The organism is Haladaptatus litoreus (genome assembly GCF_900156425.1).
In the GTDB taxonomy this organism is placed as follows: Archaea; Halobacteriota; Halobacteria; order Halobacteriales; family Haladaptataceae; genus Haladaptatus; species Haladaptatus litoreus.
The window spans coordinates 242,228-256,632 of record NZ_FTNO01000006.1; the positions used below are offsets into that span (position 1 = coordinate 242,228).

18 protein-coding genes and 1 pseudogene are annotated in these 14,405 nt (G+C 49.2%); 8 read left to right on the plus strand and 11 right to left on the minus strand.

Annotated features, from left to right (window positions below; genetic code table 11):
* Positions 1–225 precede the first annotated feature (225 nt).
* Both BW974_RS21130 and BW974_RS27570 read left to right on the plus strand, forming a co-directional pair.
* Positions 226–1,248, plus strand: coding sequence for a DHH family phosphoesterase (locus BW974_RS21130; RefSeq protein WP_076432704.1), 1,023 nt, complete (start codon positions 226–228; stop codon positions 1,246–1,248).
* 254 nt (positions 1,249–1,502) lie between these two features.
* Positions 1,503–1,700, plus strand: coding sequence for a VNG_1110C family protein (locus BW974_RS27570; RefSeq protein ID WP_076432708.1), 198 nt, complete (start codon positions 1,503–1,505; stop codon positions 1,698–1,700).
* A gap of 143 nt (positions 1,701–1,843) precedes the next feature.
* On the opposite strand, the gene BW974_RS25925 is transcribed toward BW974_RS27570, so the two are convergent.
* Both BW974_RS25925 and BW974_RS21145 read right to left on the minus strand, forming a co-directional pair.
* Entirely contained in the window at positions 1,844–2,011 is a 168-nt protein-coding gene (locus BW974_RS25925) for a glycine zipper domain-containing protein (RefSeq protein WP_175609766.1), read from the minus strand.
* Between the two features lie 238 nt (positions 2,012–2,249).
* Complete coding sequence (locus tag BW974_RS21145) at positions 2,250–2,636, minus strand: hypothetical protein (protein ID WP_076432710.1); 387 nt, start codon at positions 2,634–2,636, stop codon at positions 2,250–2,252.
* A gap of 137 nt (positions 2,637–2,773) precedes the next feature.
* On the opposite strand from BW974_RS21145, the gene BW974_RS26740 reads away from it, so the two are divergent.
* Positions 2,774–2,917, plus strand: a complete 144-nt coding sequence (locus BW974_RS26740; RefSeq protein WP_245800233.1) for a hypothetical protein — start codon at positions 2,774–2,776, stop codon at positions 2,915–2,917.
* A gap of 97 nt (positions 2,918–3,014) precedes the next feature.
* Here BW974_RS26740 and BW974_RS21150 read toward each other — a convergent pair whose 3' ends face one another.
* The gene (locus tag BW974_RS21150; protein ID WP_084186431.1) at positions 3,015–3,572 is read right to left on the minus strand and encodes an outer membrane protein assembly factor BamB family protein; all 558 of its coding nucleotides are present in this window, start codon (positions 3,570–3,572) and stop codon (positions 3,015–3,017) included.
* A 94-nt stretch (positions 3,573–3,666) separates the two neighbouring features.
* Here BW974_RS21150 and BW974_RS21155 point away from each other — a divergent pair, with 94 nt between their 5' ends.
* A complete protein-coding gene (locus tag BW974_RS21155; RefSeq protein ID WP_281247728.1) occupies positions 3,667–4,236 on the plus strand; it encodes a lysylphosphatidylglycerol synthase transmembrane domain-containing protein in 570 nt (189 codons plus the stop codon).
* A 425-nt stretch (positions 4,237–4,661) separates the two neighbouring features.
* On the opposite strand, the gene BW974_RS25025 is transcribed toward BW974_RS21155, so the two are convergent.
* The 5 genes from BW974_RS25025 to BW974_RS21185 all read right to left on the minus strand — a co-directional run bounded on the left by BW974_RS25025 (position 4,662) and on the right by BW974_RS21185 (position 8,890).
* A complete protein-coding gene (locus BW974_RS25025) occupies positions 4,662–5,099 on the minus strand; it encodes a DUF5518 domain-containing protein (protein WP_175609767.1) in 438 nt (145 codons plus the stop codon).
* A 110-nt stretch (positions 5,100–5,209) separates the two neighbouring features.
* Entirely contained in the window at positions 5,210–5,590 is a 381-nt protein-coding gene (locus tag BW974_RS21170; RefSeq protein ID WP_076432720.1) for a hypothetical protein, read from the minus strand.
* Between the two features lie 565 nt (positions 5,591–6,155).
* The gene (locus BW974_RS26745) at positions 6,156–6,752 is read right to left on the minus strand and encodes a peptidase dimerization domain-containing protein (RefSeq protein WP_368275073.1); all 597 of its coding nucleotides are present in this window, start codon (positions 6,750–6,752) and stop codon (positions 6,156–6,158) included.
* Positions 6,719–7,120, minus strand: a complete 402-nt coding sequence (locus BW974_RS26750; protein WP_245800234.1) for a M20/M25/M40 family metallo-hydrolase — start codon at positions 7,118–7,120, stop codon at positions 6,719–6,721. The genes BW974_RS26745 and BW974_RS26750 overlap by 34 nt, the downstream gene beginning before the upstream one ends.
* Positions 7,121–7,744: 624 nt before the next feature.
* Positions 7,745–8,890 carry an aminotransferase class V-fold PLP-dependent enzyme gene (locus BW974_RS21185; RefSeq protein ID WP_175609768.1) on the minus strand — a complete coding sequence of 382 codons (1,146 nt, stop codon included), beginning with the start codon at positions 8,888–8,890 and terminating at the stop codon, positions 7,745–7,747.
* 973 nt (positions 8,891–9,863) lie between these two features.
* On the opposite strand from BW974_RS21185, the gene BW974_RS21195 reads away from it, so the two are divergent.
* Positions 9,864–10,217, plus strand: a complete 354-nt coding sequence (locus tag BW974_RS21195; protein WP_175609769.1) for an SWIM zinc finger family protein — start codon at positions 9,864–9,866, stop codon at positions 10,215–10,217.
* Between the two features lie 23 nt (positions 10,218–10,240).
* Here the strand turns inward: BW974_RS21195 and BW974_RS21200 are convergent, their stop codons facing one another.
* A complete protein-coding gene (locus BW974_RS21200) occupies positions 10,241–10,654 on the minus strand; it encodes a type II toxin-antitoxin system VapC family toxin (RefSeq protein WP_076432728.1) in 414 nt (137 codons plus the stop codon).
* A gap of 147 nt (positions 10,655–10,801) precedes the next feature.
* Positions 10,802–10,909, minus strand: a pseudogene (locus BW974_RS27575) (AbrB/MazE/SpoVT family DNA-binding domain-containing protein); the annotation flags it as partial.
* 74 nt (positions 10,910–10,983) lie between these two features.
* Between BW974_RS27575 and BW974_RS21210 the strand changes: the two are divergent.
* Positions 10,984–11,208 carry an SWIM zinc finger family protein gene (locus tag BW974_RS21210; RefSeq protein ID WP_076432732.1) on the plus strand — a complete coding sequence of 75 codons (225 nt, stop codon included), beginning with the start codon at positions 10,984–10,986 and terminating at the stop codon, positions 11,206–11,208.
* A gap of 1,193 nt (positions 11,209–12,401) precedes the next feature.
* Here the strand turns inward: BW974_RS21210 and BW974_RS26755 are convergent.
* A complete protein-coding gene (locus BW974_RS26755; protein WP_076432738.1) occupies positions 12,402–13,022 on the minus strand; it encodes a thermonuclease family protein in 621 nt (206 codons plus the stop codon).
* A gap of 28 nt (positions 13,023–13,050) precedes the next feature.
* On the opposite strand from BW974_RS26755, the gene BW974_RS26760 reads away from it, so the two are divergent.
* Positions 13,051–13,518 carry a hypothetical protein gene (locus BW974_RS26760; RefSeq protein WP_175609770.1) on the plus strand — a complete coding sequence of 156 codons (468 nt, stop codon included), beginning with the start codon at positions 13,051–13,053 and terminating at the stop codon, positions 13,516–13,518.
* 316 nt (positions 13,519–13,834) lie between these two features.
* Positions 13,835–14,405: hypothetical protein (locus tag BW974_RS21235; protein WP_139328973.1), on the plus strand; the 571-nt coding region annotated here is incomplete at its 3' end.

The window sequence follows — 14,405 nt, forward strand, 5'->3', positions numbered from 1 at the left end:
ACGTATTATGATTGTTTGAACTTCTATAAAAAGATATCGTGAGTTAGGATAGCATTCTACATACAAATTCCGGAAGAAGAGTCTCTGAGACACCATTTATGAGAAATAGGGAATATCCAGGAAACCACACTGACCGGATTCTATTAAAAAGAGTGTTGTTCTGTACTATGGTGCAACTTCAACTAGCCTATAGATTCATGCTTGAGTAGTCGAAGTATTATTGTTGTGACTCGTGCACAGCAGGTAGTTGACCATCTTCAGAATCAGGAATCCTTGCTCATCGTTTGCCACAACAACCCGGATCCTGACTGCCTAGCGAGTGCACTTGCGCTCAAACGGATTGGAGAGTATGCTGGAGTAGAACGAATCACTATTACGTACAATGGTGGCATTTCTCATCAACAAAATCGAGCCCTCGTTAATCGTCTTGACATCCCATTAGTGAACTTTGAAAACGAACTGTTAGAGAAACATGATACCGTTGCATTCGTCGATCATTCAGTTCCTGGCGAGAACAATGATGTCCGAGCGACTGCTAGCATCGATATCGTCCTCGATCATCATCCAGCACCGCATGTAACAGCTGATGTCATTGATCGGCGTGAGAACGTCGGTTCGACCGCGACAATTTTGGTTGAATATCTATACGATCTTCAGATCATTCCCGAAAGTGATCTTGCAACCGCACTGTTGATCGGAATTCGCTCCGATACACTCGGGTTTACACGTAAAGTATCTGCCCAAGAATATGCTGCAGCAGAGTATCTCCATCCATTTATTGATCAAGGCCTTTTTGCAAACCTGTTGAATGTCCCGTATACGCCAGAGACAATCGATGCATTGAGCGAGGCAATTGACAATCGCAAAATCCAGCAATCGTCCTTGGTCTCGTTTGCTGGAGAGACCACCGAGCGAGACGCGCTCCCGCAGGCAGCTGATTTTCTATTGAACCTCCAAGGGGTCAATATTGCGGTCGTTTTCGGCGTCATCAACGATGAGGTTCAATTTAGTGCACGATCAACCGACCCAGCTACCCACGTCGGCGAATTGCTGGACCAAACGTTTGGTTCGATGGGAAGTTTAGGAGGACATCGTCAAATGGCTGGTGGGTGTGTCCCTCTCTTCAAAGATGACGAAGACCATGATGAGATAATTGAGATTGCAACCTCACTGATCATGAATCGGCTATTCAGCGAACTTACAGAGCCTGAACGATCACTGACAAAACCTGCTCACCGGACTTGGTAGACGAGGTACTCGAAGGCTACCGTGCCCTCGACACTTCGCGGCACTGCGAACGCTTCACTGCACCCAAGTGGTGGCTGGTGTGCGAAGACTGCGGCAGTCGGATTGCCGATATATCCACTCTCTCGATTATTTATTCGATATTTTCAATTGTGGATTATAGTGGGAGATTGAATTCAGTGTGATTGGCATTGGTTCGACCATTTTTTCACGTTCAAAACGATACTCTTTTTTAGACTTATACGCAACTGTAATTAATGGTGAGTGCCAGCGTATTCCGTGACCATACACAGATTGTCCTTCCAAAGAAGGAGGTGGGCGATAATCGTGACTACCTCGAACGCAAATTCAGGATCACAATTACCGAGGAGAAGGATGCAGTTCGTCTCATCGGCAGTCCCTGTGAAATCCCAAAGGTACGTACATGGCTCATTTCGCATGGGTTCACTATCTAATGAACCATGTTCGAGGATCCCATCGGCATCTCTATTTGTCGCCACTTATGCTGTTTAAGTAGTTCTTGCGACAAGCGGTAGATATGAGGAAGATTTTCGTGAACTGCTGCTTTCTGCGTGTGTCATTGATATAATTGTCTCTTCTATGTATAGTTCAAGGCGATTCCAAGGGCCATACCAATTACAATCCCCATCACAATTCCGAGTGTGAAATTATTCACTGCGATACCGAGTGCAACCCCAATACCAATTCCAACTGCGATCCCGATCCCTATCAGACTCCGGTTGAATTCATCGGGTTCGCTGGCCATACCTTTCTGATAGTCCCTCCCGCCAATAGTTGTGTGTGCTAGATTATTGATATAGAAAATACCACTATGTCGCCCCAATCGACGACGGAGGCCTATGACCTAATGGCCTGCACGTGTCCGCACCACGTCCATCGGAACGCTTACTGCAAACCACGGCTGCGGTTGAATACGCAGCAAACGATGAGTTATGTCAGGTAGGAAATGATGCTTTCCACGATTTTCCCAGGTAAACAGGGGATCATTCATGAGTTATCTTTTCAAAAGAAATATCTGAGTGAGTCTTAATGTCGAGATGAGAGATGAAATCTTGGGGGTTAAACACTCGTATTGATTCTTGTAGTTTAAGCTCCTCATTCAGTCGCTTCATTAAATAAACAATTTGGTTTATAGCTTTCTGCTTTGTAGCAACATAACCAATTAGATAGTTAGTTTTATATTCGTCTTTTATTTGGTGAACGAGATTTAGCTCCCACTGTGCTTCTTCGGGTCGATTTGCCCTCACGTCAATCGGCTCAGCTCGTAGTTCAAAATGAGCACTCTCGTGAGTCCCGCCAAATCCATCCCCTCGATGTGGTGAGTGTGCCCACCCTGCGGGAAGTTTCCGATTAGTAATGGAAGGCTCCATTACAAAAGTTACGAGACACTACATAATTAATCATTTGGCAATTTTTCACGCAGGAAGAACGATGCCCCCGGGCGTGTGTAGAAACGCGCCGGGTGCTCTAACACCCGGCACCGGTCTTCCGAATCCATGGAAAGACCATGTCAACGAAATCGTCTAGTGAACTTGAAGTTGCCGAGACGGCACAGAAACGCGCACAGGCCGAACAATTCTCCTTCAACGTCGATGCCCCCGGACTCCTCACTGTCACCAACGAGAGCCACGAGAACCCCGCAGCCCACTAGCATACCGCATCCATCGACGACGTGACGCTCAAGGTGTTACGCTTCGAAGACGACGATGCCGAACTAGACGACTGTAACTGTGATGGTCTTAGTAAGTTTAACAGTCGTTTTCGGTGTCGTCGTATTGTTCTTCCTCACCTGAATCCTCGGAACCGGTATCCGACTCATCCGTATCCGACCGGTCCTCGCTTGACTCATCTTTGTTTGAATTGTCACCATCCGAGTCATCGTCTTGTGAATCATCGTTGTTGGATGTCTCGGTTGCTTCGATGCGATAGAGGGTTTCATATCGGACGTACCCGATACTCTCGTACCATTCTGGAAGGATATCATGCTGTGTCGAAGAAACTAGAAGCATCCCATCCGTTACGACTGGTGTCGTGGCACTGAGTCCATCGTGAACATCTGTGAATTTAGTGCGACTGGGTAACCCGAGGTCCCACTTGGACTCGCCGGACATGGGATCAATAGCAAGCACTCTTGCTTCATCTTCACCGTCTTCGACTGTTTGTCTGCCACCGACGTAAACAGTCCCGTCAGCTACTGAGAGGCCGGCAAGAGCAGATAGCGGTTCACTACTCCACCGTTGCTCACCAGTGGTCGTATCAATAGCGATCAAAGTGTCACTACTGTCTCCGTGCGCAATGTAAAACACCTTTCGAGGTCAGTCTGTTCTGGCATTTATCCCCATTCCCTCGCTCCACGTCGCGATCCTCCTCACAGGTGGATTTCTGGCCGCCACGTCCACGCTGTATCGATACAAGCACCTGCTTTTACGTCGGATAATGGTAGTGGGTATCCGGCTGCTCTCAGTGCTGCGTGCACTGAGTGGAAATCGGACACAGCGTCTCCACCTTCGTCTCCGTCCAGTAAAGGCCCGCACCCGATTCATTCGCGAATATCTTCACTTACGAGTGCGCTCGTATTCGACCGAAATCAACCTCGTGCTGGAGAACCGCCGGCAAATCGGACTCGCACTCGGATGGTCAGTCATCGGGTGGATCTGTTTCTGCCTTCCCCTCTATGCGAGTTTTCTCGCACTTGACCGGCATATCTCGATACTACTCCCGCTTTTTCTGATTCCTGCGAGTGGGGTTGCACGAGTCATTCCACTTCCAGGTGGTCTTGGTGGTGTTGAAGTTATGCTCGGTGGGATGATTATTGCGCTGACTAGCTTGGATGCGGGAACCGCTGGCGGGGTTGTTCTCTTGTATCGGTTACTCAGCTATTGGGGGATTCTGGTGCTTGGTGGGCTGTATTCAGTGTATTTCCTGGATATTGGTCAACTCGTTCACATTCGACGAAAGCAAACGTCGTAACGAACGACACCGCTTAGCTGATTGACGTAGTGTGACCGATTCTTGTTACTTTATACCCTATAATACGATGTGAGATTATACCTCGACACACGGCTGCAATCGATGCCGCAATCAACGGTCTTGTTGGCTTAGTCCTCCTTTCGATTAGTAGTATCGTTGCATCGGCACTTGGGATCATATTTGATCCGGTGATCGCTGCGATTCCAGCACTGATCGTCTGGATTGTTTGTGCGTTCTATGGGCTCAAACAGTTTGCCTATGGATTGTATACGCTCATCGAAGATGCAACGAGCTAACAGGGCACCTCATATTATAAACAAATTCACGTAGTAGCGGATCGACTTCGGCGTAAATTTGGCTTTTACACAATTTCACTCTCGAATAGGTAGCGGACAGCTAAGGTGGCAATTGATCCATAAGCCGCACTACGTTGCGGGGTGTACTGTGTTTCGATTGCCAAACTTCGTAGCTAACCAACCACCAATTGCGGCTCCGATGAAACCCAATACGGCTCCGATAGCCAAGATAGCCATTATAACCAATGGAACGACGATCACCGTAAAGACGATTGCACCGGACCCAAGCCATTTGGTGGCGATGTCAGAGAGAGGACTGAACGCCATCACCAGTGCTGGAATAGCACCAAGAGCTCCAGCACCGATACCCGTACGATAGATCCTCAGTGCGTTACGTTTCGCCAGATAGCTTGCAATCATTCCCCCAATAGTCGCCATTATGAGTGAGTAGATCTCTGGTTCAAAGAACCAATTGTATCCGACAGTCAGTGGGATAGATATGAGTCCGCCAATAAGTGCGTATTTCCACTCTGACGACGTCTTGTTAGTTTGATTGAATCTCACCATACTAATTGACCCAAACGATATATGGTGGTAAGAGTACTTCATTCTCTCTGCAAATCGTCCCTGTTCATCGCGCTCACTCTCGTTTGCAGTCAGAGCGCATACTGAGACTATCACGGAATTCCAATATGCCGATGTCGAAAGTACAGATAGAGGCATGCAATTGGGACATTAAGCAGCGGAATGACCATGAAGTAATAGAGAATAGTTGGCTTCCACTCGGAGTGCTTCCGGACATATTGGCGGTCAGAATACACGGCAGGCAGGGAGAGAAGCGCCGCTGCATAACTAATGAGGATGATTCCCCCAGCAAGATACGTCGTCAAATACCCAGAGACATTGAGCGGAACAAATCTGGCGATACTCATTGTAAAGATCGTCACCACGAACCAGAGAGCGAATAGAACAGGAATTGCGAGGATCACCAGCCACCATCCTCTCGAGTGAAGATAGCACCTGAACAAAGCTCTTGAAGAGAGTTCTGTGGAGACCATAGATGTTGTATTGCTCCTTGAAGGTAAATCCATTCCTAGAGTGATGAATAACGACTTGAGTCCGCCAGCTGACTCAGAACATCACTGAAAGAGCAATTGCACTGAGAAACACAATCCCAAGACCGCCAAAGAGCTGCATAAGTCGCCGATACAGAGTCGGTCGTTCCAACGAATCACCAGTCGTTGCCCCAATTGCCCACACGAGACAGCCGAGACTGACTGCAGTGAATGCTCCTACAGTCGCAATAGCATCACCACTCCGCCAATCAATTCCGCTCGTCCAAATCTCAAAGAGTGACCAAATGGCCCACGCTCCAACCAGGAGGCCAAGCGGGGTTCGCGGTGATCGGTATTCGAAGTTCGTCATAGACGACAAAGAGACGCTCTATAAGAATAATAGTACCTACTATTATTGGTTGATAATTACCCCTCCGTTTGTCTATCACGTTTCAATGGGGCTCACTCTGGGGTGACCGGCTAGACAAATCACGCGGCAAAAGGTGAACCGTCGATAATTGGGAATATATAACACCATTTCATAAAAATGTATGAGGAAGGACGCTTCTCAGTTGTCGACGCCACAATAGTCGACAGCAACCCCAGCGATCGTTTTCGCTGTCTCAAGCAATTCAGGGACCGTGGTGTGTTCATCAGCTCCGTGAAGGTTCCAGCCCTCTGGGCCGACTGAAACTGCGTCAGTATCGTAGTAGAGTGCGTAAAACCGCTCATCGAGTGCGGCATTGCCACCTACAAATGACCCAGATTCTCCCGTAACTCGTTCCGCATTTTGCTTTGAGATCTGCGCAATCTCTGCCTCCTGACTGATTTCATGCGGGACTGCCTGCCACCCGAACCACTCAACCGATGGATGATGATCTTTGAGCCAAGGATCATCATTTGCTGCCTCCTGTATCGTACTCTCGATCTGCTCTCGAACGTCTTCTCGACTTTCACCAGGTGGCCATCCGACACGGCCTTGCAGAATTGCCTTACTAGGGAGTGTCGAAGGCCAATCACCGGCTTCGATCATCCCGATATTGATATTCGTCACATTCCCTTCGAGGGCTGGATCACTTCGATAGGCGGGCTCGTAGTCGATTGCAGCTTTTCGTTGTTGGTCAAGCTCTTCTATCGCTTGGTAGATCTTCGTTGCATTTCCAATGGCATCGACTCCCTCATGTCCCCAGCAGCATGAACACTCTTTCCAGGCACCTCTACTCGGAAATACATGACTCCCGCACTTGCAATACCGATATTTGGAATATCGAACGGCTCAGCTATTACAGCTGCATCAGGGACATAGCCCCGTTCGAGTACGGATAAAGCACCGCCGATACCGCCATCCTCTTCCTCAACAACACTTTGGAAGATGAGGTCTCCACCGAGCTCAACCCCTGTCTCCTCAATTGCTTCGAGCACAAGTAATATTGCTCCTAACCCACCTTTCATATCGGCCACACCACGCCCATAGATGGTGTCACCTTCCTGGGTCACCGTCCACGGTTCCCGTTCCCACTCGCTCTCAGTCACATCGACGACATTTCGCGACCATTCGCGGTGAGCTGTTGGCGATGTGGTCAGCTACTTTCGCGGTTTGTCCTTCACCAGTGGCGTAGCAGACGAGGATGGAAGCCATGGTTGCTCAGTTCCACATAAGTTTGCGGCATCGATAACCACGTAAGGTCTTTCTACAGACATCAGAAATAGAACGTGAACTGGTGAATGTCCTCCAAGAATTTTCTAATGAGCTTTTTTCATTTTCGGTATGGAGTTGAGCAGATGAATCGACACAAAAACGTGTGGAAGCCTGAAAACCCACCATTATCAGCATACCCCCGAAGCCTCTGAGTAGTCGCTGCCTACTACTGGTATGTGGTAGTATATAACAAATACTCTATAAATGTGCATTGGTACCATGGGGCCAAGCAATTCAGCATACAAAATTCGAATATTTCTACTACTCCAGTTGCTTTTCTGGATAGGAATTCTCTTCTTTGTCTGGATGATCGCAAGTACAGTAGTTTAGGTAAATTCGATAATTTTTGCAATTCTCAATAGATATTACCACAGCATTAGTACTGAGGATGATGCCGCACGTCACTACCAATAGTCAGATCACTATCTCGATAGCGATTCATTTGCGCTCGGTGGCTATCAGCGACCTTCCAGAATCTCCTTGAATTGCTCAATTGCGTACTGGATGTCGGCTTCCGTGTTGTAAATATGGGGTGAGACCCGAATCAACCCCGATCGGATGCTGACCTCGATTGGCCTGGACAGATTCTGGAGGCGCCGTTCGATCTCAGCACCCTCCATATCATCGACGGAGAACGTAAGGCGAGAGCCTTCAGTTCCCGGCGTAATGATTTCTGTCCCTTCGATGTTGCGTACTTCCTGGCGCAACATTGTGACCAACTCCCGATTGTGATCGTAGATGTTCTCGATCCCAATCGTTCGCAAGTACTTGATTGATTCTGCCATGGCGAGTTTGACGTCGTAGGCACTCGTGCTGTACTCGAACTTTCGTGCTGCAGGTGCATACGTGAGGGTCGTGGCATCAAGATTCCACATCTCCTCGACTGACCGCCAGCCCACGAAGGCGGGCTCAAGGTCTGTCCGAAGATCTTCATTGATATATACTACTGCGGCGCCGAAGGGAGCGAGCAACCATTTGTAACTCCCAGTGATATAGACGTCCACGCCCATCTCCTGGAGGTCTAACGGGAGGTATCCTGCAGCCTGAATGCCATCGACGACTACAATCGCCCCCATCTCATGCGCGTGTTCGATGATGCGTTGGAGGTCGAACCGCTGGCCCGTGAGGTACTCCACATGACTCAAGACGACGACTGCAGTGTCTGCGGTAATTCGACTGAGCAACGTTTCCTCTGGAACAATCCAGTTTTCGGATTCGACGAGTACCACGTCTAAATCCTGGGTTCGGGCAATACGTATCCAGGGATAAGTGACACTGGGGAATTCGACGTCTGTCGAGATAATCGTCCCATTCCCCAAATCGAGACTCCACGCGATTACGTTGAGCGCCTCCGTCGTACTACTGAAAACGGCAACGTTGTCAGGAGTGCAGCCGAACAGGGCTGCACTTTCCTCTCGCAGATTGTCGTAGACCATCGCCTCCCGTTGTTCGTTTAGTTCCCTCGTGCCCCCGCGGGCGATGTCCGCGAAGATCTCCGTCGCCGTTTCGATGACTGGTTCCGGGACGAGCCCGATATTCGCTGCATCGAGGTACGCAACGTCTTCTGTGAGGGCAAAATCATCTTTGAAATCGTCTCTCATCATCAGTCCCTGTTCGGAACCTATACCGAGAAGGAAGAGTGTATAGTTTCGCCTGGGATTTTGTTCTCTCATCATCCAAGAAGAAACGAAGAACGCTCGATCACAGCAGAAACTAGAATCTACACAACGAATCCCCTCATACGTGAACGACCGCGACATCGACTTCATACGCCAGGCTACGTGCTAATTGTCTGTGGTATGATGGTATGGAAGCGCAACGGGGGCGGCTCGTAAACACATCCCCATTGAACCTTTCCTTTGATTGGATGAATCGCCATCGAGCAACTATGCCCGACACTACTCTGTACAACGAGTAGGTTATTCAGTCTTTTCGTTGATTTTCGCAACTATTCATTAGAGTACTACAAGGCGAGTTGCCCGACCCTTATCGTCACCCAAGATACTAGATTCATCGGACATTCGATGTCATTACATATTCATCCCCGCGCTGTATAGCGTTTTAGTTAACCATGCAAATGAATCTGACATAGTTAAAAACGAGGAAAATTTCAGTTCTTTAGGGAAGTATGGAAGCAGAACGGGATTGGTGCGTGTAGACCATCCCGTCAGATACCCTGCTATTTAGTCGGCGGATACCTGTCGCAAGTGGTACCCGTGGAAATGTCTTTCATCGACCATCATCAGTCTTTGCATGCCTGCAAACTCATACATGCAAATAAATTTGTGTGGCTACACAATGGCCTGCAATCGGCCTACGCTCAACACATGTATCGGTGAGCTAGATTGTTATCTAAACTGAATGGACACCAGAACCACTACGTTTGGTTACCACATCAGTTGTCTCAATGCGGAGAATGCGATGATGTGGAATCAATTCACGTCCATACCGAGTTTCCTCACGGTCATCCTCCTTCTCGACAGATTCAGATTTATTTGTGATCGTAACATAATTCTCATTCGGAGAAAAGTCGCCATTTTCAATAGTTACTGATGCAAGTTCATCTTCCTCGGTTTTATGGCCGAACAGTTTTCCTTCGACGTCGAAGCTCCCGGACTCGTTGACGTTACCAACGAGAGCCACGACAAGCCCGCAGACCATCAGTACACAGTCTCCATCGACGACGTGACTGACGAACTGATGGCCTGCACCTGCCCGCATCACGTCCACCGAAACGCATTCTGCAAGCACACGGTCGCCGTCGAAAACGCAACTGACGACGGAACGCTCACCGCCTTCCCCTCCGACGATGACGAGACCGAACCCGACGACTGCGACTGTGAGGGCCTCCATGGCTTCCCGTGCTGGCCGTGCGTGCGAACGGGACGGAAGAACTGCCGAACTAACCACCGCTTCAGTGAAGAACTATGAGTTGACGAAGTGCAGTTGCATGCTCAGAATACGTGACACTCTACTTCGGTGATATCCTCGAAGTCAGAATCACCTGTACAGAGAAGATCACAACCTGCTACTTCTTCAGCGGTTGCAAGATGAATCATATCTGCATAGGATGGGGTTCTCTCATCGGCTTGAGAATAATATTTCCGTCGTAGCTGTGCGCCACGAATGGCGATTGAGGGTGTAACTGGGAGAATGTCAAGATGGTCGAAGCCACTGATCATCTCCATTGTTTTCTCAGCAGTGGTTGTTCCCTTCTCACGGTCGAGAATGTAGTATACCTCGGCCAGGACAGTTGTTGCGACAATCATCCCTTCTTCTTCCCCACGCTTGATCACCTCACGTGCTTGCGCTTCGTTTTCACCCTCAAGAGTAAGTTCCAACCAGGCCCATGAATCGGCAAAAAGCATCTAGTCGTATTTGCTCCAGGCACGTTTGGATTCCGAAAGGAGTTCTGAAACACTCTTATCGGTCTTCCGTGGCGTCTGTTGGATTTCTTTGAGTAACTCCCAAGAGTCTTTCTCTGGCGAGACGGTTACTGTGCCATCGTTGTGAATTTCGAAGGTGACCGTCGTTCCTTCGTCGATACCGAGCCGTTCTCGAATTGGCTTTGGGATTGTAACTTGCCCTTTGCTTGTTACCCGAGCTGATTTTTCAACTGACATGCTCTCTCAATCTCTGACTACGTGCTTCTTACTCATATCCCTTTCTTACATTCTCTCCTAAGTAAGGCGACGACGTGACCGAAGAACTGATGGCCTGCACGTGTCCGCATTACGTCCACCGCAACGCCTTCTGCAAACACATGGCCGCCGTCGAAAACGCAACTGACGACGGGACGCTCGACGCCTTCCCGTCTGAGGACGAAGACGAGACCGAACCCGAAGACTGTGACTGCAACGGTCTCGATAGTTTCCCCTGCTGGCCGTGCGTGCGAACGGGACGAAAGGAACTGCCGAACTAACCACCGCTTCAGCATTTTTTTATTCATGACACGCCAATTGACAGTCTCGGATGGCACCGCCCAGCGAACGCACACCGTCAGCGCGGGTGCACGATTAACAGATACGACGTAATCCCGACGACGATCGTACTACTTGATGTCGTCAAGTACTGACAGTGCATGAATGAGGTCATCCACTACGCGTTACAAATCTTGGGAGACCAACGCCAACAACAAGCAGTACGAAAAACGAGATCATGAAGGCCGTATCTTGAGCGATGTCGTTTGATTCCAGTAAAAAGTTGACAGCGTACGCTGCGGGGAGGGCTACGACAACAAAGGCAATCGTTATCCAATTTTCACGGCTTTCCATTGATATTTTCGGATGAACATTCCATTCAGAAATAGTTTGTGCGTAATAACGATCACGCCGCAGAACTGTTTCTTGTCGATTCTACTCAAAACAATTGCAGAGTAATAAGGGTGCAACAGAAGTGCCTGGCAGTACCACGAGTTCGGGGAAGCGGACCACGGGCGAACGTTCGCCCGTTGGATCGATGCTCTTGACACAACCCAGCACTGCGAGCGCCCAATTACTTATCCGTATTGCACCCTGCGACACTACACAATGAATCAATCAGATTTTCAGCAACAGTCGGAAATCACCGACGATCTCCCAGCTATCGATTGTGATGCGTGCCAATCTGCTCTCGATCCCGAGAGCCAGCAAGCCGTGTCATTTCTCCTCCTGGATCAGCTTCGAATTCCTGTGCTCAGTTGTGATGACCATCTTGAGCAGTTCAGTTCGGTTTGTGGACTCACCTCTGACGACACAGCAACGCTTCTCCATCACCACCCCGCTGGTGGTATCTCATGTCCTGGCTGTCGTTTCGCGTCATACTCTGCAGCCCAATCCATAGTCCCGGTCCAGGACGGGGCAATCGTACCCATTGCATGTCCAGAACACCAGTCAAAGATTATTCAGCGCTTCCAGATAGGGCTCCAGACCCATCAGCAACTAACCTCCAGTCTCGGTACTACCACTAGCTCATTCCTGTGAATTCTAGCGCCCTGACAGAGATTGAGAATACTGTTACAGTAGCGCAAAATAGAGTGGGTTGGTCATTTGATGATCTGTTCTCAAAAAATAGCGATATTATCTCGACTCTACTTCTGAGGAATCAACGAAGCTGTATAAATAACGTCGAAATCGTTTAGAGTGATTCACAGGCAACGCCGTCATCGTCGCCGTCAAGCCGATGAGGGTCACTCGGATCCTGCTCAAGCACGGCTTGGGCCTGTTCCTGTGTATCGAAGTGACTACAGTCGTAGTCGCCATCCGACGGCAGTGGTGGGATATCTACGCTATCAGATGGCGCTTCGGTCATTTCAGTCGCCGTTGGAGTTGGTTCGGGCGTCGAGGTTGGTTCGTCGAAATCCCACAATCCAACCTTGTTCTGCTGGGCGTTCGCTTCGGCAGTCTCGAAATCGCTTCGTTTCGAGAACGAACTCTCGTACAATCGGGCGTATCCGTCCGTCAATAGCTGTCGGTTGAAGTTCTCACTATCGACGTATATATAGACCAAGAGTCGTCCATAGCTCCCTCGTCGGTCGGCTTCCGGATCGGACTCTATCTGGACTGTTTTCCCGTCCAATTCGTCAGTCGCAAACTGGTTTGCCCGCTCGCCCCACTCGTAGAGATGGTCGCGTCCAGCCGTCGAATCTGGGATTCCCTCGAATTCACTAGGGTTCGTCCGACTCAATGTTGTTTCCGGCGTGTCAACTCCCAAAAGGCGGAGAGTGTCGGTTTCACCGTTCAGAAACTCGACTTCCATCGTATCCCCATCGATGACTCGGGTGACAGTGACTGTCCATTCAGTCCCACTTTCTGGCCCACGAGCTGCTTGTGTTGTCGGTGTTGGTTCCGGAGTTGTCTGCGTTGGTGTTGGGGTGGACGCTGTGGTTTGTGTTGGCGCTGATGTTGTGATTGTTGTCGGTTGCGCTGTCGTGGTTTGTGTTGTGGATGTACTCGTTTGTGCTGCTGTTGAAGATGTCGCTAATAGTGTTGTCGTCGTCTGTGTTATGCTAGGTATTTCGGTTGTCGATGGTTGCGTTGTCGCTGACAATTGTGTAGTATTGGCCGCAGGTGTTGTCGATGTTGTTGTAGTTTCGCTAGTAGTACTACATCCTGCGATGACGAGCATGAGAGCAAGCGCAACCGCAAATGGTACCTTCGAAGAGATCACGTTATTTATGATAAATTTTGGAATAGATAAAACTATGTTTTCTAGACTGGTTCTCTACTCCTCTCAACACGAAGTCATCTCTTAGCGTCCTCCCATAATTAGTAAACCACTTATTCCGAACGAAGTAATCGACCGGCAGGCGAGGGTGCCAAGCCAGGCCAACGGCAATGGGCTTAAGGCCCGCTCGCGGAGGCGTCCATGGGTTCGAATCCCTCGCATTCTCCGTGATTTACTCAACCAAGGCTTCCACCACATCTTCTCAACGATGGTTAAATATATCAAAAAACAATATTAATGTATTTATGTTAATATCTACAAATTCTCCTTCTTTCTAAATTAATATTTTCATGAATTTCTGGTGGCCGATAGCTTTAATCAGGTATTACGAGTCGAATTACATAATGAGTAAGAACAATCGCGTGAAACATCAAAATCAGTTTTTCGTATGTGATTCGACGTTTCAACCGGAGCCGCCAACCGGATTTTCTCACGCCGAGTATACGGACAAACTGGACATCTATTACTCCGAAGTGCTTCCGGTTCAGCAGGTGTCGGAGGACGGTAACGAACTCGCAGTTATCGGCGATGCAGTTATCCCGAACGGTCCGACAGTCCGGAAGTGGATACAGGATACTGCCAGCAAATCACTGAACGAAGTACTTCGACGGTCGCAGTCGCTCACGGGCCGGTACGTGCTTCTCTACTCCGACGGCGAGTCGACGACCGTGATTCCGGACGCCCTCGCGCACAAATCCGTCTACTACCACACCGATTCTCGGTTGGTCACCACCTCGCTGAAACTGCTGTTCGATTCGGTCGATGTCGAACAGCAGAAAAACCCGGACGCCGTGGCGTTCATGAACTCGTCACAGTTCAAAAACAACGAAAGCGCGTTCATCGGCGATAAAACGCTCTTTCAGGATGTTCGGTGCGTTCTCCCGAACCACGTTCTCGATATGGATGCGATGGAAC

Coding starts and splice junctions, on each gene's coding strand:
- BW974_RS27570 (WP_076432708.1), top strand. CDS start 1,503: ATGGTGAGTGCCAGCGTATTCCGTGACCATACACAGATTGTCCTTCCA.
- BW974_RS25925 (WP_175609766.1), bottom strand. CDS start 2,011: ATGGCCAGCGAACCCGATGAATTCAACCGGAGTCTGATAGGGATCGGG.
- BW974_RS21145 (WP_076432710.1), bottom strand. CDS start 2,636: ATGGAGCCTTCCATTACTAATCGGAAACTTCCCGCAGGGTGGGCACAC.
- BW974_RS26740 (WP_245800233.1), top strand. CDS start 2,774: ATGTCAACGAAATCGTCTAGTGAACTTGAAGTTGCCGAGACGGCACAG.
- BW974_RS25025 (WP_175609767.1), bottom strand. CDS start 5,099: ATGGTGAGATTCAATCAAACTAACAAGACGTCGTCAGAGTGGAAATAC.
- BW974_RS21170 (WP_076432720.1), bottom strand. CDS start 5,590: ATGGTCTCCACAGAACTCTCTTCAAGAGCTTTGTTCAGGTGCTATCTT.
- BW974_RS21185 (WP_175609768.1), bottom strand. CDS start 8,890: ATGATGAGAGACGATTTCAAAGATGATTTTGCCCTCACAGAAGACGTT.
- BW974_RS21195 (WP_175609769.1), top strand. CDS start 9,864: ATGGCCGAACAGTTTTCCTTCGACGTCGAAGCTCCCGGACTCGTTGAC.
- BW974_RS21200 (WP_076432728.1), bottom strand. CDS start 10,654: ATGCTTTTTGCCGATTCATGGGCCTGGTTGGAACTTACTCTTGAGGGT.
- BW974_RS26755 (WP_076432738.1), bottom strand. CDS start 13,022: ATGGAAGTCGAGTTTCTGAACGGTGAAACCGACACTCTCCGCCTTTTG.